Genomic DNA, 21,701 nt, shown 5'->3' on the forward strand with positions numbered 1-21,701 from the left:
GCCGGCTACTCCTCGAAGGTCGCCGTCAACGCCTCCGCCAGGCCGGGAACCAGCTCGGAACCGGTGAGGACCTCCGTGGGGGAGTCCTTCTCGCGCAGCCGGAGAGCCGACTCGCGGGTACCGTCGCGCAGCACCGCGACCGTCATCCGCACCTCCTGACGCTCCGGGTGCTCCGCCACCCACTTCGTCAGGGCGGCTTCGCCCAGCCCCTTCGGGACCTGGGCCTCGGCCGACGGCGGCAGCATCAGCCGCTCCACGGTCAGGGCGCAGCCGGCCACCGCGTCGGGCCAGGCGATGGTGCCCAGGAACTCGTCGAGCGGCTTGCCCGTTGGAATCTCGTCCTGCTCGATCGGGGTGAGAGCGGTTGTCTCCTGTTCGCGGCCCAGATCGAGCCGGTCCGCGAGCGAGGGCTGTTCGGCCCGCAGCCGGGCGGTGTCGACGAGGGCGAACAGGCGGGCGGGCTGGTCCCAGCCGAGGCCGGAGACGTACTCGTCGATCTCGAGCACGGCGCGGGTGAGCGGGTTGGCCGCCATGGGTGTGTTGGACATGGTCACAATCCTCTCTCGTTCCTGGCCGGAATCGGGAACCGAGTAAAGCGTGAGTAAGTTGCATAGGTGTGGGCCCACGATCACGGGGGACCACGCACGGTCCGTGAAGACGCGGGCCTGACGAATCAACAGCGAACTTCGAGGTGCCTACCTTGGCTTTCCAGATGCCGGACCGCGGCGGAGGCCCGACGGGGCCACGGATCAGAGTGGGCCGCCCGTCCCGGCGGGTCCGGACCCTGCTCATGACACTGGGCGTCCTGGCCGTCCTCGGCATGGTGTTCACCATGTTCGCGGGCTTCTGGACCGACTGGCTGTGGTACCGCTCGGTCAACTACTCGTCCGTGTTCACGACGACCCTGTGGACCAAGATCGGGCTCTTCTTCGTCTTCGGTCTGCTGATGGCCCTCGCGGTCGGCTTCAACATCTGGCTGGCACACCGGATGCGGCCGCCGCTGAGCGCCATGTCGATGGAGCAGCAGAACCTCGACCGGTACCGGATGGGCATCGCCCCGTACAAGAAGTGGCTGCTGCTCGGCATCACCGCGCTGGTGGGCCTGATCGCCGGCGCCTCGGCGTCGAGCCAGTGGCGGACCTGGCTGATGTGGGTCAACGGCGTGTCCTTCGGCCAGAAGGACCCGCAGTTCAAGCTCGACGTCTCCTTCTACGCCTTCGACCTGCCCTGGTACCGGTTCCTGCTCGGCTTCGGCTTCGCCACCACGATCCTGGCGCTGATCGCCGCCGCGCTCACCCACTACCTGTACGGCGGGCTGCGCATCACCAGCCCGGGCGCGCGCGCCACGGCCGCGGCCACCGGACACCTGTCGGTGCTCCTCGGTGTCTTCGTCGCCCTGAAGGCGGTCGCCTACTGGCTCGACCGGTACGGACTGGCGGTGAAGTCGAGCGACTTCAAGGCCACCGACAGCTGGACGGGCCTGCGGTACGTCGACGCCAACGCCTATCTGCCGGCCAAGACGATCCTGTTCTGCATCGCCGTGATCTGCGCGCTGCTGTTCTTCGCCACCCTGTGGCGGCGCACCTGGCAGCTGCCCGTGATCGGTTTCGGCCTGATGGTGCTGTCGGCGATCCTCATCGGCGGCCTGTACCCGGCGATCGTGCAGAAGTTCCAGGTCCAGCCGAACGAGCAGGCCAAGGAAGCGCCGTACGTCGAGAAGAACCTCAAGGCCACGCGTGAGGCCTACGGCATCGACGACTCGCAGGTCACCGAGTACCCGGGCATCAGCCAGACCGAGGACAAGACCCAGCTGCGGGACGACGTCGGCGACACGGCGAGCATCCGGATCATGGACCCGAACATCGTCTCGCCGACGTTCCAGCAGCTTCAGCAGATCAGGAACTACTACGCGTTCCCGACCAACCTGGACGTGGACCGGTACAACAAGGACGGCAAGGACCAGGACACGGTCATCGGTCTGCGCGAGCTGAACCTCAACGGCATCCCGAAGCGGAACTGGATCAACGACCACTTCCGGTACACGCACGGATACGGAGTCGTCGCCGCCGAGGGCACCAGCGCCGACGCCGGCGGCCGTCCCGAGTTCACCGAGTCCGACCTGCCCTCCCAGGGCGACCTCGGGTCGTACGAGCAGCGCGTCTACTACGGCGAGCGGACGACGACGTACTCGATCGTCGGCGGTCCCCAGAAGGAGATCGACTACTCCGACGACAACGGCGAGAAGACGTACAGCTACAAGGGCGACAGCGGCGTCAACCTCGCCGACCCGATCAACCGGGCCGCCTACGCGGTCGCGTTCAGCGAGCCGCAGATCCTGTACTCGGGTGCGATCGGCGAGGGTTCGCGGATCCTGTACAACCGCACGCCCAAGGAGCGCGTCGAGGCGATCGCCCCGTGGCTGACCATCGACGGCGACGCCTACCCGGCGGTCGTGGACGGCCGTATCCAGTGGATCGTCGACGCCTACACGACCACCAACGGTTATCCGTACGCGTCGCGGACGACCCTCGGTGACACCACGGCCGACTCGCTGACCGCCACCAACGACCAGCGTGCGGTGGTGGCCCAGCAGAACCAGGTCAACTACATCCGCAACTCGGTGAAGGCGACCGTCGACGCGTACAGCGGCGAGGTCAAGCTCTACCAGTGGGACACCGAGGACCCCGTCCTGAAGACCTGGATGAAGGCCTTCCCGGACACGGTGCAGCCGAAGACCGAGATCTCCGGCGCGCTGATGGCCCATCTGCGGTACCCGCAGGACCTGTTCAAGGTGCAGCGCGAACTGCTGACCCGCTACCACGTGAAGGACGCCACGACGTTCCTCTCGGGCAGCGAGGTGTGGCAGGTGCCGGACGACCCGACCAACAAGACGGGCGACGCGGTGCCTCCGTACTACCTGAGCATGAAGATGCCCGACCAGCAGGAGCAGACCTTCTCGCTCACCACGACGTTGACACCGAACGGCCGGGACAACCTCAGTGCCTTCATGGCGGTGAACGCCGATCCGGGCACGAAGGACTACGGCAAGATCAGAGTGCTGAAACTGCCGACCAGCACCACGGCCGCCGGACCCAAACAGGTCCAGAGCCAGTTCAACTCCGAACAGAACATCGCCGAGTCCATCAGGCTGCTGAGAGGCGGCGACTCCGAGGTCGAGTACGGCAACCTGCTGGCCGTCCCGCTCGACGGAGGACTGCTCTATGTGGAGCCGGTCTACGTACGTGGTGGTGGACTGAAGTACCCGCTGCTGCGGAAGGTGCTGGTGACCTACGGAGGCCAGACCGCCTTCGAGGACACTCTCGACCAGGCCCTCAACAAGGTCTTCGGGGGTGAGGGCACGACCACCGAGCCACCACCGGGCGAGGACGAGGGAACCGGTGAGGAGGAAGGCACGACGCCACCGCCGACGTCCGACAGCCCAACGGTCCAGGAGGCGCTGAACGACGCCCAGAAGGCATTCGAGGCCGGCCAGGAAGCCCTGAAGAAGAACGACTGGGAGGCCTACGGCAAGGCGCAGAAGGACCTGGAGGACGCGTTGCGCAGGGCCGAGGAGGCCCAGTCGGCCGAAGGGAGTGGCGGCGCCGGCGGCGGGGGCAGCAGTCCCAGTCCCGACGCGAGCCCGAGCAGTTAGCGAGCAGGCTGGTCAAACACCCCTCCCGCGCCGTGCTACGGTTGGAACACAACGGCGCGGGGTGGAGCAGCTCGGTAGCTCGCTGGGCTCATAACCCAGAGGTCGCAGGTTCAAATCCTGTCCCCGCTACTGAAGTCGCGAAGTAGGCGACACCAAAGGCCCGGATTCCTCAAGGAATCCGGGCCTTTGTGATGGGCGAACGCATGTGCTTGGGCAGGTGACGGTCGTGCCGCCGACGGGAGTTGGCGGATCTGTGTTTGACTTGTCTCTCTGTGGGCATGTCGACAAAACGCTGTAGTGACCTCACTGACTGCGGTATACCAGGTGTACCCAGGTTGCAGGTGGTGCGACGATGGATGTTATGGGGGACAAGGCAACTCTGTTCGGGACAGGGCGTTTTGTGCAGTCCTCCCCTCGGGAGGACCCCCGCGACGAGACGGGGGAGGCCGCCGACGAGGCGGCCGAGGAATTGCGTCAGAGGCTTGCCGCCGAGGCCGGTGACGTCGAGGCGATGAGTGTCCTCGGCGCCATGCTGCTGCGCCGCGGTGACCTCGACGGAGCCGAACCCCATCTGCGTGCCGCCATCGCGGCGGGCGACCGCGCCGCCGCCAACAACCTGGGTGTCCTGCTGCACCAGCGGGGCTACGCCGACGAGGCGGCGGGCTGGTGGCGGATCGCCGCCGTGGCCGGTTCCACCGCGGCGGCCCACGCGCTCGGCCGCCACCACCGGGAGCGCGGGGACGAACCCGCCGCCGAGTACTGGCTGCGCCAGTCCGCCGAGCAGGGCCACACCCTCGGCGCGTACGCCCTCGCCGACCTGCTGGAACATCGCGGGGACACGGCCGGGGCCGAGCGCTGGATGCGGGCCGCCGCCGAGCGGGGGCACCGGGAAGGGGCGTACCGGCTGGCCCGCGCGCTGGACCGCAGGGCCGCACGGGAGAGCGACGACGACGGTGCTTCGCTGGTGCGGGAGGCCGAGCAGTGGTACCGCCAGGCCGCCGCGCGTGGACACCGCCGGGCCGCGCTCCACCTCGGGGCGATCCTGGAGCGGCGCGGCGAGCTCAAGGAGGCCGGCCGCTGGTACCTGACCTCCGCCAAGGACGGCGAGGCCCGGGCCGCCTGCGCACTCGGCTTCCTGCTGCGCGACGCCGGGGACACCGAGAACGCCGCCGTGTGGTGGCTGCGGGCCGCGCAGGACGGCGACGGCAACGCCGCCAACGCGCTGGGCGCGCTGCACGCCGAGCGGGGCGAGACCCAGACCGCCGAGCGCTGGTACCGGGCCGCGATGGACGCCGGTGACATCAACGGCGCGTACAACCTCGGGCTGCTCTGCGCCGACCAGGGCCGGACCGCCCAGGCCGAGCAGTGGTACCGCCGGGCCGCGTACGCCGGTCACCGCGAGGCGGCGAACGCGCTGGCGATCCTGTTGCTGCGGGCCGGGGACGAGACCGGTGCGGAGCCGTGGTTCTCCAAGGCCGCGGAGACCGGCAGCGTGGACGCCGCCTTCAACCTCGGCATCCTGCACGCGGGCCGGGGCGAGGAGCGGTCCGCGCTGCGCTGGTACGAGCGGGCGGCGGCCGCCGGACACATGGAGGCGGCGCTCCAGGTCGGGATGGCGCGGCTGCGGGAGGGCGAGGAGAGCGAGGCGGAACGGTTCCTGCGGTGTGCGGCGGGCGGGGGGAGCGCGGAGGCCGCGTACCGGCTGGCGACGGTGCTGGATGCCCGTAGACCGCCGGAGCCCGCGCACGAGCTGGGGGAGCCGGTGAACCGGCGCAGCGAGTGCGAGGAGTGGTACGAGCGGGCGGCCTCCCAGGGGCACCGGCGGGCGCAGGTGCGGGTCGGGATGCTCGCGGCGGCGCGGGGGGACGTGGTCGAGGCGGCACGGTGGTACCGGGAGGCGGCGGAGGCCGGGTCCCGTAACGGTGCCTTCAATCTGGGGTTGCTGCTGGCTCGTGAGGGCAGCGAGCCGGAGGCGGCCGCGTGGTGGACCCGGGCGGCCGATGCGGGGCACGGGCGGGCGGCGCTGCGGCTTGCGCTGGTCTACGCGCGGCGAGGTGAGCTCGCGGAGGGGCAGCGGTGGGCGGAGCGGGCGGTGGCGTTGGGGCCGGCGGCGGTCGCGGAGCGGGCCACTCGGCTGCGGGACGCGTTGCGTGAGGAACTGTCTGCGTGAGGCCGCGCAGGGCGGGGGCGGATTGCGCGGCCCGGCGTTTGCGGGGTGCCGCCCGTGCCGCCCTGCGGCACGGCTGCCCGCGGCTGCGGAACGGATTTGCTTCCGTCGGACGTCTTGACGTAGTGTTTCATTCATCGACGCGGGGTGGAGCAGCTCGGTAGCTCGCTGGGCTCATAACCCAGAGGTCGCAGGTTCAAATCCTGTCCCCGCTACTGAAGGCCGAGGGCCGGAATCCGAAAGGGTTCCGGCCCTCGGCCTTTAGCCCCGGCATCCATCGGATGCCGGGGCTTTCGCTTGTGGGTGTGCGCGGCGCCTACGCCGCCGCGCAGTTCGGGCAGACTCCGCGGTACGTCACCTCTACGCCGGAGACCGTGAAACCGAAGCGCTCCGTGTCGGGGAGGTCGGCCAGCGGATTGCCGATCGGGTGGACGTCGCGGATCGCGCCGCACTGCGCGCACACCAGGTGGTGGTGCGGACGGTGCGCGTTGGGGTCGTACCGCTTGGCCCGCTTGTCCGTGGCGACCTCCAGCACCTCACCGAGCGAGACCAGCTCGCCCAGGGTGTTGTAGACGGTCGCCCGGGAGATCTCGGGCAGCCTGGTGACAGCCCTGGCGTGCACCTCGTCGGCCGTCAGGTGAACGTGTTCGCCGTCGAGGACCTCGGCCACGACACGGCGCTGCGCGGTCATCCGCCATCCACGTCCGCGAAGCCGTTCCAGAAGGTCACTCATAGCACCAGCCTAACAGCAGGGGGACAGGAATCCCGAACGGGTGTGACTTTGGAGCTTTACTTGACTTAGACATTGTCCATTGTAGGATCGAGATCGGTTTTGGCCAAGGCACAGGGTTGGTCAGCAATGACGCAGGAGGCGCACGTGACGCAGGGACCGCTCACTACGGAGGCCGGTGCCCCGGTAGCCGACAACCAGAACAGCGAGACCGCGGGCGTCGGTGGCCCGGTCCTCGTTCAGGACCAGCTCCTTCTGGAGAAGCTGGCCCACTTCAACCGTGAGCGCATCCCGGAGCGTGTGGTGCACGCCCGCGGTGCCGGTGCCTACGGCACCTTCACGGTGACCGCCGATGTCACGCGGTACACGCGTGCCGCGTTCCTCTCCGAGGTCGGCAAGCAGACGGAGACCTTCCTGCGCTTCTCGACGGTGGCCGGCAACCTGGGCGCCCCGGACGCCGTGCGCGACCCGCGCGGTTTCGCGCTGAAGTTCTACACCGAGGAGGGCAACTACGACCTCGTCGGCAACAACACCCCGGTGTTCTTCATCCGGGACGCGATCAAGTTCCCGGACTTCATCCACACGCAGAAGCGCGACCCGTACACGGGCTCGACGGAGGCGGACAACGTCTTCGACTTCTGGGGTCTGTCGCCGGAGTCCACGCACCAGGTGACCTGGCTGTTCGGTGACCGCGGCATCCCGGCGTCGTACCGCCACATGGACGGCTTCGGCTCGCACACCTACCAGTGGAACAACGAGGCCGGCGAGGCCTTCTGGGTCAAGTACCACTTCAAGACGGACCAGGGCATCAAGAACCTGACCGCCGAGGAGGCCGAGGTCCTCGCGGGCAAGGACCCCGACTCCCACCAGCGGGACCTGCGCGAGGCCATCGAGCGCGGCGACTTCCCGTCCTGGACCGTCTCCGTCCAGGTGATGCCGGCGGCCGAGGCGGCCACGTACCGCTTCAACCCGTTCGACCTGACCAAGGTCTGGCCGCACGCGGACTACCCGCTGATCGAGTTCGGCAAGCTGGAGCTCAACCGCAACCCGGAGAACATCTTCGCCGAGGTCGAGCAGTCCGCGTTCAGCCCCGCCCACTTCGTGCCGGGCATCGGTCCCTCCCCGGACAAGATGCTCCAGGGCCGTCTCTTCGGCTACAGCGACGCCCAGCGCTACCGCATCGGCATCAACGCCGACCAGCTGCCGGTGAACCGCCCGCACGCCACCGAGGCGCGCACCAACTCCCGTGACGGCTACCTGTACGACGGCCGCCACAACGGTGCGAAGAACTACGAGCCGAACAGCTTCGGCGGCCCGGCCCAGACCGGCCGTCCGCTGTGGCAGCCCGTCGCGGTGACCGGTGTCACCGGTGAGACGGTCACACCCGTCCACGCCGAGGACAACGACTTCGTGCAGGCGGGCAACCTGTACCGGCTGATGACGGAGGAGGAGAAGGAGCGCCTGGTGAGCAACCTGGCGAACGCCATCTCCGGGGTCACGCGCGACGACATCGCCGAGCGCGCGATCAACAACTTCCGTCAGGCGGACGAGGACTTCGGCAAGCGGCTGGAGGCCGCGGTCCAGGCCCTGCGCGGCTGATACCAGCGCTGGACCGCTTGTCGAAACACGGGCCGGACCCCCTCTCGGGGGCCGGCCCGCTTCGCATGTCACTACGCCGGCACCTGCTGGGTCCGCCGTCGCTCCAGTGCCCAGCAGCGGATGATGTCGCGGACCGAGACGATGCCGGCGGGCCCGCCGCGGTCGAGGACGATCAGGTGGCGGAAACCGCCGTGGGTCATGGTGGCAGCGGCCTCCTCCAGGGTCCAGGACGGGGCGGCGAACACGACGTCGGTGGTGGTGTGGGCGTGGGCGCGCTCGGTGTCGGGGTCCTGGCCGAGCCCGACGGAGTTGAGCACGTCCCGTTCGGTGAGGATGCCGATGCCGGTGCCGTCGGGATCGAGGACCACGGCCGCGCCCACCCGGCGGGCGGACATCAGGGCGGCGGCCTGGCGGAGGGTGTGGGCGGGGCCGATGGTGAGGACCACGGTGCTCATGGCGTCACGGACGAGCATGGATGGAGCCACCTCCTACCGGAAAACGCGAGGTCATGGGCGCGGAAGCCCGCTCGTTCGCGATTTCACAAGTTCACAAGTGGGGGAGCTCTCAGAGTGGCAGGTAAAGCGGGGGTCAACAAGAGGGCGCGTGCGGCCGATCGGGGGCGCGCACGCTCACCCCGTGCCGCTCAGTAGCGCTGGTTGAGATACCCCAGCAACTCGTCGTGCAGCAGCCCGTTCGACGCGGCCGCGTTGCCGCTGTGCGGTCCGGGGCGGCCGTCGAGCCCGGTGAAGCCACCGCCCGCCTCCGTGACCACGATCGCGGTGGCCGCCATGTCCCACAGCGACAACTCCGGCTCGGCGCACAGGTCCACCGATCCCTCGGCGACCATCATGTACGGCCAGAAGTCGCCGTACGCGCGTGTGCGCCACACCTCGCGGGTGAGGTCGAGGAAGCCGTCCAACCGCCCCTGCTCCTCCCAGCCGCTGAGCGAGGAGTACGCGAAGGAGGCGTCGGAGAGCTTGGAGACGCGGGAGACGTGCAGCCGGGAGGCCGACGACAGGCTGCGGCCGGCGAAGGCGCCGTGCCCCTGCGCGGCCCACCAGCGGCGGCCGAGGGCGGGGGCGGAGACCACGCCGACGACCGGCTGGAAGCCTCCCCCGCTCTCGGCCGCGCTCGAGCGGGAGGTACCCCCACCGCCGGCCTCCATCAGGGAGATCAGCGTCGCCCACACGGGGACCCCGCGCACGTAGTTCTTGGTGCCGTCGATCGGGTCGATCACCCAGCGCCGCGGCCCCGTGCCCTCCACCCCGTACTCCTCGCCCAGGACCGCGTCCCTCGGGCGGGCGCGCCTGAGGTGATTGCGGATGAGTTCCTCGGCGGCCTTGTCCGCCTCACTCACCGGCGTCATGTCCGGTTTGGTCTCCACCTTGAGGTCGAGAGCCTTGAACCGTTCCATCGTCGCGGCGTCGGCGGCGTCCGCCAGGACATGGGCGAGACGCAGGTCGTCAAGGTAGTCGGGCATGCGACGAACGGTATCTGCCGAGATCGGTGCGGGGCTACCGGGGGCGGGTCCCGCGAACCCTTGACAGTGCCCGACGGCGCGTCAAATCTAACCGCAGGGTCGGCCGCTCGCCCCGAGGGAGGCGAAGATGCCTGCAGCGCGGGAATCTCTGCTGGACGCCGCTTGCACGGCACTGGCGCGTCGCCCGTGGTCCGCGGTGCGGATGGTGGACGTGGCCGCCGCGGCCGGGGTCTCCCGCCAGACGCTGTACAACGAGTTCGGCAGCAAGGACGGCCTCGCCCGGGCCCTCGTCCGCAGGGAGGCGGACGGCTACCTCGCCGGTGTGGACCGCGCCCTCACCGGCCACTCCGACCCGCGCGACCGGCTGACCGCGACCGCCGAGTGGACCACCGCCAGCGCCCGGGAGAACGCCCTGGTCCGCGCCATGCTCACCGGCTGCTGGGGCGAACGCCTGCCCGCCCCGGGTCTCGCGGCGGTGGCGTCCGGCTCCGCCGTGTCCGCGCAGCGCCGCGCCGACGGCCCGCTGCCCTCACCCGCCGACTTCGTCGCCCTCGTCCGCGACCGTGCCGTCACCGTCCTGGCCGGCCCCGGCGCCGGAAGGTCCGACACCGCCGACCTGGCCCGGTCCTGCGAGCTGGTGGTCCGCCTCGCCCTGTCCTGCGTCGTCGCACCCCCGGCCGACAACGACATCGCCGACCTGGTGCGCGGCGCCCTGCACCGGCCTCCGGTGGTGCCGTAGCGGGTACTCAGTGCGCGGACCCCGACAACTGCAGCCCGATCACGCCGATGATCACGAACGTGATCGACACGATCTTCAGCGTCGACACCAGGTCCCCGAGGAACACCATCCCGTAGATGGCCGTCCCCGCCGCGCCGATGCCCGTCCACACCGCGTACGCGGGTCCCACGTCCAGCTTCTTCAGCGCCAGGGTCAGCAGCCCGAAGCTGCCCAGCGCGAACGCGCAGAACGCGATGGTCGGCCACAGCCGGGTGAAGCCGTGCGACAGCTTCAGGCACACGGCGAAGCCGGTCTCGAGCAACCCGGCCACTATGACCAGCAGCCACACCATGTGTCGTCCTCCCGCATTCCCCACGCACAGTGACCGCTTCGTCAGGTTCGACGGGTTCGGGTCCGGCTCGGTGCGATTATGCACTTACCGTCCGGAGGCCACGACAAACAACGCGGAGGTCAGTCGCCCTCCGTGCGCTCCCGTGTCGCCAGCAGCCGCCGCAGCGAGTACAGCCGTGCCGGATCCGAGTGCCCCTCGGCCACCCACGCGTCCAGCGCGCAGTCCGGCTCGTCGTGACTGCACGCGCGCGGACAGCCCTCCGTGCCCGGCTGCAGATCGGGGAAGGCGTGGATCACCCGGGACGGGTCGACGTGGTGGAGCCCGAAGGACCGCAGGCCCGGGGTGTCGATCACCCAGCCCTCCGTACCCGACAGCGGCAGCGCCAGCGCGGACGTCGTCGTGTGCCGCCCCCGCCCGGTCACCGCGTTGACATGTCCGGTCGTACGCCGTCGTTCCTCCGGTACCAGCGCGTTGACCAGCGTCGTCTTGCCGACCCCGGAGTGCCCCACGAACGCGGTGATCCGGCCGTCCAGCTGCTCCCGTACCCGGTCCACGGCCTCGCCGCTCTCCAGTTCCGCGCGGCTGGTCACGACGTACGGGATGTCGAGGTCGCCGTACAGCTCCAGCAGCTTGTCCGGCGGCGCGAGGTCCGACTTGGTCAGCACCAGCAGCGGCGTCAGACCGCCGTCGTACGCCGCGACCAGGCAGCGGTCGATCAGCCGCGGGCGGGGTTCGGGGTCGGCGAGGGCGGTGACGACGGCGAGCTGGTCGGCATTGGCGACGACGACCCGCTCGTAGGGGTCGTCGTCGTCCGCGGTACGGCGCAGCACCGACGCGCGCGCCTCGATCCGCACGATCCGCGCGAGCGTGTCCTTGTCGCCGGACAGGTCGCCCACGATCGCCACCCGGTCGCCGACCACCGCCGCCTTGCGGCCCAGCTCACGGGCCTTCATCGCCAGTACGGTCCGGTCGTCGACGAGGCAGGTCAGCCGGCCCCGGTCGACGGTGAGGACCATGCCCGAGGCCGCGTCCTCGTGCTTGGGCCGGATGTGGGTGCGCGGCCGGTTGCCCTTGCGGTTGGGGCGGGAGCGGATGTCGTCCTCGTCGGTGTGCTTGCCGTAGCGACGCATGATGAACCCCTACGCCCCGAGCATCCCGGTCCACAGTTCGGGGAAGTCCGGCAGGGTCTTCGCCGTGGTCGCCACGTTCTCGATCTGCACGCCCTCGACCGCGAGGCCGATGATCGCGCCGGCGGTGGCCATGCGGTGGTCCTCGTAGGTGTGGAAGATCCCGCCGTGCAGCCGGCGCGGGCGGATGTGCAGACCGTCGGCGGTCTCGGTGACGTCGCCGCCGAGCTCGTTGATCTCCTTGGTCAGCGCGGCCAGCCGGTCCGTCTCGTGCAGCCGGAGGTGGGCCACGCCCCGCAGGGTCGACGGGGAGTCCGCGAGCGCCGCCACGGCCGCGATGCCGGGCGTCAGCTCGCCGACCTCGCCGAGGTCCACGTCGACACCGTGGACCGACCCGGAACCGGTGAACACGAGCCCGAACTCGGTCAGCTCGCAGGAACCGCCCATCTCGGTGAAGATCTCCCGCAGCCGGTCACCGGGCTGGGTGGTACGGGCCGGCCAGTCCGGGACGACCACCTTGCCGCCGGTCACCAGCGCCGCCGCCAGGAACGGCTGGGCGTTGGACAGGTCCGGCTCGATGGTCAGGTCCCGGCCCAGCAGGGCGCCCGGCGTGACCCGCCAGACGTTGGGTTCGCCGCCCGACTCGGGGGTGTCCACCTGGGCGCCCACCGCGCGGAGCATGTCGACGGTCATCCGGATGTGCGGCAGGGACGGCAGCGTCGCGCCGGTGTGACGGACCTCGACGCCCTGGTTGAAGCGCGGCGCGGACAACAGCAGGGCGCTGACGAACTGGGAGGAGGACGACGCGTCGACCTCCACGGTGCCGCCGTCCAGGGCGCCGCCGCCGTGCACGGTCATCGGCAGCGCGCCGCGCTCCTCGTCGTCGATCCGGGCGCCCAGTTGACGCAGCGCGTCGATGACGCCGTTCAGGGGACGCTCGTAGGAACGCGGGTCGCCGTCGAAGCGGACGGGGCCGTCGGCCAGCGTGGCGACCGGGGGCAGGAACCGCATCACCGTGCCGGCGTTGCCGACGTCGACGGTGGCCGGGCCGTGCAGGCCCGTGGGGAGCACCCGCCATGCCTCGCCGGTGCCGTCCGGGCCCACCCCTTCCTCGATCTCGACGCCCATGGCGCGCAGGGCGCCGGCCATCAGCAGGGTGTCGCGGGAACGCAGCGGGCGGCGCAGCCAGCCCGGCTCGGAGGCGAGGGCGGCGAGCACGAGGGCACGGTTGGTGACCGACTTGGACCCGGGCACGTGGACCGTCGCGTCGACGGCTCCGCTCGCGTGCGGGGCGGGCCAGAGGGCGGTGTGCGTGGGGTTCGGGGCCATGGCCCCACTTTATAAGGAGGCCGGGGGGCAGGCTGCGCTTCGGGTGCGGCCGCGTTGTGGCTTGTCGCGCCCGCGTGGCGGAGCCGCATACCGCCACGGCCCGCGCCCCTTCGGCCGGCTGCCCGCGGCCTGGCCGGCAGGCGCCGTGACCTACAGGCCCAGCAGCCACCTGCCCCCGCCCAGCACCGCGCAGAGCGACACCGCGTGGAACAGGAACAGCCACAGGCCCGCCGGTACGTGGGTCAGACGGGAGAGCTGGTCCGCGTCCGAGTCTCCCGCACCGCCGCGTGACCGCTTGGCCTGGAGCTCGAAGGCCGGGCGTACGCCGCCCAGGAGCAGGAACCAGACCACGGCGTACGCGAACGCCGCCTGCACCTGGGGCCCGGCCAGCCAGGACACCAGGACGAACGTGCCGCCCGTGACGAGCACCGTCACCGCCCCGTACGCGTTGCGGATCATCACCAGCATCGCCACCAGCAGCGCCGTGGCCAGCCACAGCAGCAGCGTGATGCGCCCGGCGCCGAGCAGCGCGGCGCCGCCCAGGCCCAGCAGCGGAGGAGCGGTGTAGCCGGCGGCTGCCGTGAGGATCATGCCGATGCCGTGCGGTTTTCCGCGGCTGACGGTCAGGCCGCTGGTGTCCGAGTGCAGCCGTATCCCCGTCAGCGTGCGGCCGGTGAGCAGCGCCACCAGACCGTGCCCGCCCTCGTGGGCGATAGTGATGGCGTTCCGGGACAGCCGCCACAACCCCTGCGGTACGACGACGACGGCCGCGGCGACCAGTGTGGCGACGACCACCCACACATCGGGGTCGGGCTGGGTGCCGGATACCTCGTCCCAGAGGGAGCCGAGCGACGCGGACGCGGTGCTGACCATGCTTTCCATGTGTTCCCGATTGCTCCCTCTGCGCGTACGGAGTCTGGCAGTGTTGCATGTATGTGCGGACGGTATGCAGCGAGTCGCAGGCCCGAGGATCTCGCAGGAATCTTTGAGATCGAGAAGTGGGAGCCGGAGGAGACCCTGGAGCCCGACTTCAACGTGGCGCCGACCAAGGAGGTCTACGCCGTCCTCGACCGTGCCCTGAAAGACGTGTCGGACCCGCGCCCGGTTCGGCAGCTGCGGAAGCTGAAGTGGGGCCTGGTGCCCTCCTGGTCCAAGACGCCCGAGGGCGGGGCCCGGATGATCAACGCCCGCGCGGAGACCGTCCACGAGAAGCCGTCCTACCGCCGCGCCTTCTCCTCCCGGCGCTGCATCCTGCCCGCCGACGGCTACTACGAGTGGGTCACCGGCAAGCAGGAGCGGGACCTGGAGGTCGAGGGGAAGAAGAAGCGGCCCCGCAAGCAGCCCTACTTCGTGACCCCGGCCGACGGTTCGGTGTTCGCCATGGCCGGGCTGTACGAGTTCTGGCGGGACAAGACGCTGCCGGACGACCATCCCCAGGCCTGGTGGGCGACGTGCTCCGTCATTACCACCGAGGCGGAGACGAGCCCGCTCGCCGTGGCGCCGGCGGACGGCCCGCACACCCTCGCCGAGATCCATCCGCGGATGCCGCTGATGCTCACGCCGGACCGCTGGGACGCCTGGCTCGACCCCGCCCGCGCCGACGTCGGAGAACTGCGCGAGCTGCTCGCCCCGCCGCCCTCCGGCCTGATGCGCGCCTACCCGGTCGCCACGACGGTCAGCAACGTCCGCAACAACGGACCGGAGCTGCTGGAAGAGCTGGCCGCGCCGGAGGAGGGCACACTTTTCTGACGTGACCTCCGACACGACAGACATGACCGATACAACAGACATGACCGACGCGACGGATACGACCGAGACCGTGGAGACGGACGCGGGCCCCGCCCGCATCACCTGGCATCGCGCACGTGACCGCGCCCGCCTCGTTCTCGCGGTGGGCCACGGCGCCGGCGGCGGCATCGGGGCCCGGGACCTGGAGGCGCTCGCCGCCGAGCTGCCCGCACACGGCGTGACCGTCGCCCTGGTCGAACAGCCCTGGCGGGTGGCCGGCAAGAAGGTGGCCCCCGCGCCGAAGACCCTCGACACCGGCTGGCGCGGCATCTGGCCCGCGCTGGCGAAGCCGGGCCTGCCGGTGATCTCGGGCGGGCGCAGCGCCGGCGCCCGCGTCGCCTGCCGTACCGCCACGGAACTCGGCGCCCACGCGGTGCTCGCCCTGAGCTTCCCCCTGCATCCGCCGGGCAGGCCCGAGAAGTCCCGTGCCGACGAGCTGCTCGGCGCGGGGGTGCCCACACTCGTCGTCCAGGGCGGCAACGACCCGTTCGGCAGGCCCGGGGAGTTCCCGGAGTACAGGAGGGGCCGCGCGCAGCGCGTCGGGGCAAGGGCGGTGGTGGGAGACGGGTGGGCGTACGAACTGGTCGAGGTGGACCACGGGGATCACGGTTTCGCCGTGCCCCGACGGGCGGACCTCACGCAGGAGGAGGCCGTGGCGGTGGTCACGGACGCGGTCGTGCGGTGGACCGCCTCACTCGGGTGAGGCGCCGGGAATGCCCGGGCGGCGTCCGCTGTTGGGACGGACGTATGTGCCGGTCAACGGCATCACCGTCGTAGGAGAGGAAGTCCGCCGCATGGGTTCGACCTTCTGCCCGCCCGCCTCCCGCCACCCTGTGGACGGGCTGCGCCCGGCAGAGTCTGATTCGAGCCGCAGTGCCCGCGCCGACCTGGACTGGACGGTGCTGCACGCGGCCAGGACCGCCCCTATTCGGGCGGCGGGCGGACCGGATCGTCGTCTATCCTCCGATTCGGGTGAGACCGCCTTCGGTCTCACGACAACTCTGGAGGAGGTGGGTCAGGTTCCCGGTACCGACGCAGGGACCGAACACGGCCAGGCGGAGCAGCCCGAGGGCCAGGGCAGCACGGGTGCGGAGTCGACCACGGAGCGCAGCGCGCGCTTCGAGCGGGACGCGCTCGAGTTCCTCGACCAGATGTACTCGGCCGGCCTGCGCATGACGCGCAACCCGGCCGACGCGGAGGACCTGGTCCAGGAGACGTACGCCAAGGCGTACGCGTCCTTCCACCAGTTCCGTGAAGGCACCAACCTCAAGGCGTGGCTGTACCGGATCCTCACCAACACCTTCATCAACTCGTACCGCAAGAAGCAGCGCGAGCCCCAGCGCAGCGCGGCCGAGGAGATCGAGGACTGGCAGCTCGCGCGCGCCGAGTCGCACATGTCCACAGGTCTGCGCTCCGCGGAGTCGCAGGCGCTGGACCACCTGCCCGACTCGGACGTCAAGGAAGCGCTCCAGGCGATCCCCGAGGAGTTCCGCATCGCGGTGTACCTCGCCGATGTAGAGGGCTTTGCCTACAAGGAGATCGCGGACATCATGGGGACACCCATCGGTACGGTGATGTCCCGGCTGCACCGTGGCCGCCGTCAGCTGCGCGGCATGCTGGAGGACTACGCGCGTGAGCGCGGACTGGTTCCGGCCGGCGCCGGAGAGTCGAACGAAGCGAAAGGCTCGGGGTCATGAGCTGCGGAGAGCCGCACGAGACGGATTGCAGCGAAATCCTCGATCATCTCTACGAGTTCCTCGACCGTGAGATGCCGGATTCCGACTGCGTGAAGTTCGAGCACCACTTCGAGGAATGCTCGCCCTGCCTGGAGAAGTACGGGCTCGAGCAGGCGGTGAAGAAGCTGGTCAAGCGCTGCTGCGGGCAGGACGACGTGCCGGGCGACCTGCGCTCCAAGGTCATGGGCCGGATCGATCTGATCCGCTCCGGCCAGGCCGTCCCCGACCAGGACGTCACGGCCTCACCGGCCGCACCGCAGGAGTCCTGACACTCCGCGGTTCCCCCACCCCTGTGTCACTCGAACGTGCTAATCCGCGGGTTATCGGCCCGTGGAGGCACACCCCGCCGTCCTAGGCTCCAGAGCCTGGCAGGTGGCAGGTCGAGTGCCGGCGGGCACGGTCGGGGAGGGGCTCATGGAGGCGTTACCGGCACGGGCCCGCGCGTATGTCGCCTGTGTCACCGTGCTGGGCCTGCTCTGCCCGCTGTCCCTGGTTCCCTCCGTCCCGGTGTCCCCGCCGGGCGGTGTCCACGTCTCCTGGTGGGCGGTCGCCCTGCTCGCCGCGCTGTACGCGGGCTGCGAGCGCCTCGCCCGGTCACGTCCGGCCGCCGCCCCGCACCCGGGCGGAACCTTCCACCCCGTCCTGCTCGCCGGGGCCTTCCTGCTGCCACCGTCCGCCGCGGCGCTGGTCGCGCTCCCCGGGGCGCTGCTGCTCCCCGTGGAACAACGCCCGTACCTGGCGCGCAGACTCTGGCGGACCGGCCGGCTGGTGCTCGCCGTATGGGCCGCGAGCCGGGCCCATCTGGCGGTCGGCGGCCGGGAGGCGGTGGCGGACTGCGACGTCCCGGGCGCGCTCGGCACGGCCGGGGCCGCGGTGCTGGTGTTCTGTCTGGTGCTCACCCTGCTGGACGGCGGCATCCCGGCCCCGGCGCCCGGCGTGCTTCCGCGCGGGAGGCGGATCCCGGCGCCGGCCGCCTGGTGGCGGCTGTTCCTCGGGTCGCTGGCACCGATCACCGTGCACGGCCTCGCCGGACTCATGATGGCGCTGCTGTGGCGCAGCCCCTACGGTCCGGTGGCCGCGCTGCTCGTGCTGTTGCCGATGGGCGTCTCCTGGTGGGCGTTCGCCCAGTACCACCGGGAGCGGGCCGCCCATCAGGCGACGATCCGCGCCCTCGTCCAGGCCGTCGACATCAAGGACGGCTACACGCGCGGGCACAGCGAACGCGTCGGACGGGCGTCCATGATGATCGCGCGGGAACTCGGTCTGGACGACGAGCGCGTCGAGGTGCTCCGCTTCGCGGGCATCCTGCACGACGTCGGCAAGCTCGGCGTGCCCACCCGGCTGCTCACCAAGAACGGCCCGCTGACCCCCGAGGAACGCCGGGTGATCGAACTGCACCCCGAGTACGGGCACGAGATGGTGCGGGGGATCTCCTTCCTCGGCGAGGCCCGCGCGGCGGTGCTGCACCACCACGAACGACTGGACGGCACCGGCTACCCCTACGGGCTGGCGGGCAGTCAGATCCCGGAGTCCGCGCGGGTGGTCGCCGTCGCCGACGCCTTCGACGCGATGACCTCCACCCGCTCCTACAGCAGGGCGCGGCCCGTGCCCGTGGCGCTGGAGGAGCTCCGGCGGTGCGCGGGTGCCCACTTCGACCCGCGGATGGTGGCCGCGCTGGTACGGGCGATCGGCCGGTCCGGCTGGCATCCGGCGGTGACCGCCGACGAGCCCCGGCCGGCCACCGGCGACATACGGTCCACCGCCGTGCCCGGGCCCGCGGCACCGGCCGCCGGCCGGCCCGGGGCGCGCCGATGAGGCCCCGGCTCCACACCGTCGTACACCTGTGCGCCGCCGTCCTCGCCGTCGGTTCCCTCGGCGCCACCCTCTACAACGGCGTCGAGGAACGCGGTGCCGCCCTCGCCTTCGGGGTGTTCATCGCCGTCGGCGAACTCACCCGGCGCAACGGGACACGGATCAGGGAGGCCGCGCCGCTCGCCGCCGCGGGTTCACTGTCGTACGCGCTGCTCGGCGAGACCGCGGGGCGGCCCACCCACCACGGCACCGCCCAGGTCGTCACCGTGGTGCTCGCCGCGTCCCTGCTCGGCAGCGTGCCGCACGTCGGGCGCGGTGAAGGCCCCGCCCTCGACCCGCCGGCCCGCAGGGTGCTGACCGTCGGGTTCGTCGCCGTGTGCTTCCAGCCGCTGTACAACCGGGGCACCTTCGACGGCTGGGGAGGCCCCGCCCACGCGCTGCTCCTGCTCGCCCTGCTGTCCCTCACCGCGCTGTGCGACGCCGTGCTCGCCGCCGCGCTGGCCCACTCCCGCACCGGATGGCCCTTCCTGCCGACGCTGCGCGACGAACTGCGGGCCGTGCCCGGCATCGGGACCGCCGTCATCGCCACGGGCGCGGTGATGGCGCTCGGGGTCGCGGTCGTGGGGCTGTGGGCGCTGCCCGTCTTCTCCGTACCCCTGCTGCTCGCACAGCTGTCCTACCGGCGGTACGCCGCCGTGCGCGCCACCTACCGGCAGACCATCACCTCCCTCGCGCGGGCCACCGAGATCGCCGGATGCACCCCGGCCGGGCACGCCCGCCGGGTCGCCGCGCTCAGCCGGGCGGTGGGCCGGGACCTCGGGCTGACCGAACCCGAACTGACCGTGCTGGAGTACGCCGCCCTGATGCACGACATCGGCCAGCTCAGCCTCGTCGACCCGGTCCCCGACGGTGCCACCATCGGCCTGCCGGCCGCCGAACAGCGGCGGATCGCGCTGCTCGGTGGCGCCGTGGTGCGCCAGACCGGGGTGGACCCGCGCGTGGCCGCGATCGTCGAACGTCAGGCCGACCCGCACCGGGAGCAGCCGCTCGCCGCGCGTATCGTCCGGGTGGTCAATGCGTACGAGGAGAAGTCCCGGGAAGGAGGGCCCGGCGGGCCGCTGACCGCGCTGGAGGAACTGCGCCTGGGAACCGCCGGGGAGTACGCGCCGGCGGTGGTCGAAGCACTGGCCCGGGTGCTGTCACGGAACACGGAGGGGGCGCGTGAACACGGAGGCCGATCGTGGCGAGGACCACGGACGGGACTGTCTGACCCCGGCCGAGGCTGGGTAACCCATGGGTAATGAGCGCCCTTGTGGCCGTACGTGGTTGGATGCGAAGGAGAGGGTGTCCGGGGGCGCGGACAGGTACAGCCAGCCCACCGACGGAACCGGCAGGCGGGAATCGTGAGGATCTTCGGCAAGGGACGGCACCGGCCCTCCGCCTCCTGGCGGCAGGCCACGGACCGTGCGTTCACGCTCATCGGCGACGGCCGGTACGAGGACGCGGGCGCGCTGCTGACCCGTGCCGCCGATCTGGAGCCCTGGTTGTCGGAGTCCTGGTTCAACCTCGCGCTGCTGCACAAGTTCCGGCACGACTGGGAGCAGGCGCGGGCCGCCGGACTGCGGGCCGTGGCGCTGCTCGACCGCGACACCGGCGCTCCCGACTGGTGGAACGTCGGCATCGCCGCCACCGCCCTGCAGGACTGGCCGCTGGCCCGGCGGGCCTGGCAGGCCTATGGACTCAAGGTGCCCGGCCCGGCCACCGACTCCGGCGAGCCTCTCGGCATGGACCTGGGCAGCGCGGCCGTACGGCTGTCCCCGGAGGGGGAGGCGGAGGTGGTGTGGGGGAGGAGGCTGGACCCCGCCCGGATCGAGGTGCTGTCCATTCCGCTGCCGTCCTCCGGGCGCCGCTGGGGCGAGGTCGTCCTGCACGACGGCGTGCCGCACGGGGAGCGGAGCACCGCCGCCGGGCACACCTACCCGGTGTTCGACGAGATCGAGTTGTGGGCGCCCTCGCCGGTGCCGACCTGGGTGGTGCTGCTGGAGGCCGCGACCGAGGCCGACCGGGACGCGCTGGAGCAGCTGGCCTCCGACGCCGGGTTCGCGGCCGAGGACTGGTCGTCCTCCGTACGGCTGCTGTGCCGGATGTGCTCGGAGTCCCGGATGCCGTCCGACGAGGGGGAGGGCGAGCACCTGGATCCGCACGATCACAGCGAGCCGGGGCATCCCGGGCCGCTCGGGCATCGTACGGACGGGCAGCTGTGGGTGCCGGAGCGGGAGTGCGGCGTCGCCGCCCCTGCCTCTCTCGTACGGGGGCTGTTGGACGGGTGGGTCGCGGACAGTCCGGACTCCCGGGACTGGCGGGACCTTGAAGAGGTCTGCTGAGGCCGTTGACCGGGTGCGGGTCCGTTGTGGCTGGTCGCGACCACGCGGCGGAGCCGCACATCGATACCGTCCCGCACCCCTGAAGGGGCGCTCCACCGTACCCTTGTCAGATCACGACCCCGGTTTTACTCAGGAAGGCACACGTCGGTCATGGCTCAGCAGGACACCGATCAGCAGCACGTGGGCGTGCTCCCCGTCGACGACGAGGGGTACGTCATCGACACGGAGGACTGCGAGGAGCGCGAGGCGGCCTGGCGGGAGCGCGGCACCTCGCGCCCGATCACCGTGGTCGGCAACCCGGTGCTGCACCAGGAGTGCAAGGACGTCACGGACTTCGGCGACGAGTTGCAGCAGCTGGTCGCCGACATGTTCGCCAGCCAGCGCACCGCCGAGGGCGTGGGCCTGGCCGCCAACCAGATCGGTGTGGACAAGAAGGTCTTCGTCTACGACTGCCCGGACGACGAGGGTGTGCGGCACGTCGGTGTGCTCTGCAACCCCAAGCCGGTCGAACTGCCCGCCGAGAAGCGCCGGCTGGACGACAGCAACGAGGGCTGCCTGTCGGTGCCCACGGCGTACATGCCGCTGGCCCGCCCCGACTACGCCGAAGTGACCGGCCAGGACGAGAAGGGCAACCCCGTCCGGGTACGCGGTACCGGCTACTTCGCCCGGTGTTTGCAGCACGAGACCGACCACCTCTACGGCTACCTCTACATCGACCGGCTGTCCAAGCGCGAACGCAAGGACGCGCTGCGGCAGATGGCCGAGAACGAGCCGCGTTACCCCGTGGTGGCCAACGACTGACCGGCCTCCGGAGCCCCTCCGTCTCC

General features: G+C 71.1%; 20 protein-coding genes and 2 tRNA genes. 14 read left to right on the plus strand and 8 right to left on the minus strand.

What is annotated here, in order from left to right; all coding sequences use genetic code 11:
- Window positions 1-5: 5 nt before the first annotated feature.
- Window positions 6-548 (minus strand): PPA1309 family protein, encoded by a 543-nt coding sequence (locus ACH4VX_RS04020; protein ID WP_398365755.1) that lies wholly within the window; start codon window positions 546-548, stop codon window positions 6-8.
- Window positions 549-712: 164 nt separating this feature from the next.
- Here ACH4VX_RS04020 and ACH4VX_RS04025 point away from each other — a divergent pair, with 164 nt between their 5' ends.
- The 4 genes from ACH4VX_RS04025 (at window position 713) to ACH4VX_RS04040 (ending at window position 6,034) form a co-directional block, all read left to right on the plus strand.
- Complete coding sequence (locus ACH4VX_RS04025) at window positions 713-3,652, plus strand: UPF0182 family protein (protein WP_398365934.1); 2,940 nt, start codon at window positions 713-715, stop codon at window positions 3,650-3,652.
- A gap of 55 nt (window positions 3,653-3,707) precedes the next feature.
- Window positions 3,708-3,781, plus strand: a tRNA-Met gene (locus tag ACH4VX_RS04030).
- 223 nt (window positions 3,782-4,004) lie between these two features.
- On the plus strand, window positions 4,005-5,822 hold the full coding sequence (locus ACH4VX_RS04035; protein ID WP_398365756.1) for a tetratricopeptide repeat protein: 1,818 nt from the start codon (window positions 4,005-4,007) through the stop codon (window positions 5,820-5,822).
- Window positions 5,823-5,960: 138 nt separating this feature from the next.
- Window positions 5,961-6,034, plus strand: a tRNA-Met gene (locus ACH4VX_RS04040).
- Between the two features lie 101 nt (window positions 6,035-6,135).
- Here ACH4VX_RS04040 and ACH4VX_RS04045 read toward each other — a convergent pair.
- Complete coding sequence (locus tag ACH4VX_RS04045; RefSeq protein WP_398365757.1) at window positions 6,136-6,552, minus strand: Fur family transcriptional regulator; 417 nt, start codon at window positions 6,550-6,552, stop codon at window positions 6,136-6,138.
- Between the two features lie 144 nt (window positions 6,553-6,696).
- Here ACH4VX_RS04045 and ACH4VX_RS04050 point away from each other — a divergent pair, with 144 nt between their 5' ends.
- Window positions 6,697-8,148: a catalase gene (locus ACH4VX_RS04050; protein ID WP_398365758.1), complete on the plus strand. Its 1,452-nt coding sequence runs from the start codon at window positions 6,697-6,699 to the stop codon at window positions 8,146-8,148.
- 71 nt (window positions 8,149-8,219) lie between these two features.
- Here the strand turns inward: ACH4VX_RS04050 and ACH4VX_RS04055 are convergent, their stop codons facing one another.
- Together ACH4VX_RS04055 and hisN are read right to left on the minus strand one after the other, a co-directional pair.
- On the minus strand, window positions 8,220-8,621 hold the full coding sequence (locus ACH4VX_RS04055) for a cyclic nucleotide-binding/CBS domain-containing protein (RefSeq protein ID WP_398365759.1): 402 nt from the start codon (window positions 8,619-8,621) through the stop codon (window positions 8,220-8,222).
- 170 nt (window positions 8,622-8,791) lie between these two features.
- A complete protein-coding gene (hisN, locus tag ACH4VX_RS04060) occupies window positions 8,792-9,628 on the minus strand; it encodes a histidinol-phosphatase (RefSeq protein WP_398365760.1) in 837 nt (278 codons plus the stop codon).
- A gap of 127 nt (window positions 9,629-9,755) precedes the next feature.
- Here hisN and ACH4VX_RS04065 point away from each other — a divergent pair, with 127 nt between their 5' ends.
- Complete coding sequence (locus tag ACH4VX_RS04065; RefSeq protein ID WP_398365761.1) at window positions 9,756-10,367, plus strand: TetR/AcrR family transcriptional regulator; 612 nt, start codon at window positions 9,756-9,758, stop codon at window positions 10,365-10,367.
- Between the two features lie 7 nt (window positions 10,368-10,374).
- Here the strand turns inward: ACH4VX_RS04065 and ACH4VX_RS04070 are convergent, their stop codons facing one another.
- The 4 genes from ACH4VX_RS04070 to ACH4VX_RS04085 form a co-directional block, all read right to left on the minus strand.
- A complete protein-coding gene (locus ACH4VX_RS04070; protein ID WP_398365762.1) occupies window positions 10,375-10,698 on the minus strand; it encodes a DMT family transporter in 324 nt (107 codons plus the stop codon).
- 119 nt (window positions 10,699-10,817) lie between these two features.
- Entirely contained in the window at window positions 10,818-11,828 is a 1,011-nt protein-coding gene (gene rsgA, locus ACH4VX_RS04075) for a ribosome small subunit-dependent GTPase A (RefSeq protein ID WP_398365763.1), read from the minus strand.
- Window positions 11,829-11,837: 9 nt separating this feature from the next.
- On the minus strand, window positions 11,838-13,154 hold the full coding sequence (aroA, locus tag ACH4VX_RS04080; protein WP_398365764.1) for a 3-phosphoshikimate 1-carboxyvinyltransferase: 1,317 nt from the start codon (window positions 13,152-13,154) through the stop codon (window positions 11,838-11,840).
- A 150-nt stretch (window positions 13,155-13,304) separates the two neighbouring features.
- A complete protein-coding gene (locus ACH4VX_RS04085; protein ID WP_398365935.1) occupies window positions 13,305-14,027 on the minus strand; it encodes a M50 family metallopeptidase in 723 nt (240 codons plus the stop codon).
- A 60-nt stretch (window positions 14,028-14,087) separates the two neighbouring features.
- Between ACH4VX_RS04085 and ACH4VX_RS04090 the strand changes: the two genes are divergently transcribed.
- The 8 genes from ACH4VX_RS04090 to def all read left to right on the plus strand — a co-directional run bounded on the left by ACH4VX_RS04090 (window position 14,088) and on the right by def (window position 21,675).
- Window positions 14,088-14,903, plus strand: coding sequence for an SOS response-associated peptidase (locus tag ACH4VX_RS04090; protein ID WP_398365765.1), 816 nt, complete (start codon window positions 14,088-14,090; stop codon window positions 14,901-14,903).
- Between the two features lie 40 nt (window positions 14,904-14,943).
- A complete protein-coding gene (locus tag ACH4VX_RS04095; protein WP_398365766.1) occupies window positions 14,944-15,645 on the plus strand; it encodes an alpha/beta family hydrolase in 702 nt (233 codons plus the stop codon).
- Between the two features lie 307 nt (window positions 15,646-15,952).
- Entirely contained in the window at window positions 15,953-16,639 is a 687-nt protein-coding gene (gene sigR / locus ACH4VX_RS04100) for an RNA polymerase sigma factor SigR (protein WP_398365767.1), read from the plus strand.
- Window positions 16,636-16,947 (plus strand): mycothiol system anti-sigma-R factor, encoded by a 312-nt coding sequence (gene rsrA, locus ACH4VX_RS04105; protein WP_398365768.1) that lies wholly within the window; start codon window positions 16,636-16,638, stop codon window positions 16,945-16,947. The genes sigR and rsrA overlap by 4 nt, the downstream gene beginning before the upstream one ends.
- Window positions 16,948-17,092: 145 nt before the next feature.
- Window positions 17,093-18,493: an HD-GYP domain-containing protein gene (locus ACH4VX_RS04110; protein ID WP_398365769.1), complete on the plus strand. Its 1,401-nt coding sequence runs from the start codon at window positions 17,093-17,095 to the stop codon at window positions 18,491-18,493.
- Window positions 18,490-19,791, plus strand: coding sequence for an HD-GYP domain-containing protein (locus tag ACH4VX_RS04115; protein WP_398365770.1), 1,302 nt, complete (start codon window positions 18,490-18,492; stop codon window positions 19,789-19,791). The genes ACH4VX_RS04110 and ACH4VX_RS04115 overlap by 4 nt, the downstream gene beginning before the upstream one ends.
- 102 nt (window positions 19,792-19,893) lie before the next feature.
- Entirely contained in the window at window positions 19,894-20,874 is a 981-nt protein-coding gene (locus tag ACH4VX_RS04120; protein WP_217129553.1) for a hypothetical protein, read from the plus strand.
- A 150-nt stretch (window positions 20,875-21,024) separates the two neighbouring features.
- The gene (def, locus tag ACH4VX_RS04125; RefSeq protein WP_398365771.1) at window positions 21,025-21,675 is read left to right on the plus strand and encodes a peptide deformylase; all 651 of its coding nucleotides are present in this window, start codon (window positions 21,025-21,027) and stop codon (window positions 21,673-21,675) included.
- Window positions 21,676-21,701 lie beyond the last annotated feature (26 nt).

Source organism: Streptomyces sp. NPDC020731, from assembly GCF_044334705.1.
Classification (GTDB): Bacteria; Actinomycetota; Actinomycetes; order Streptomycetales; family Streptomycetaceae; genus Streptomyces.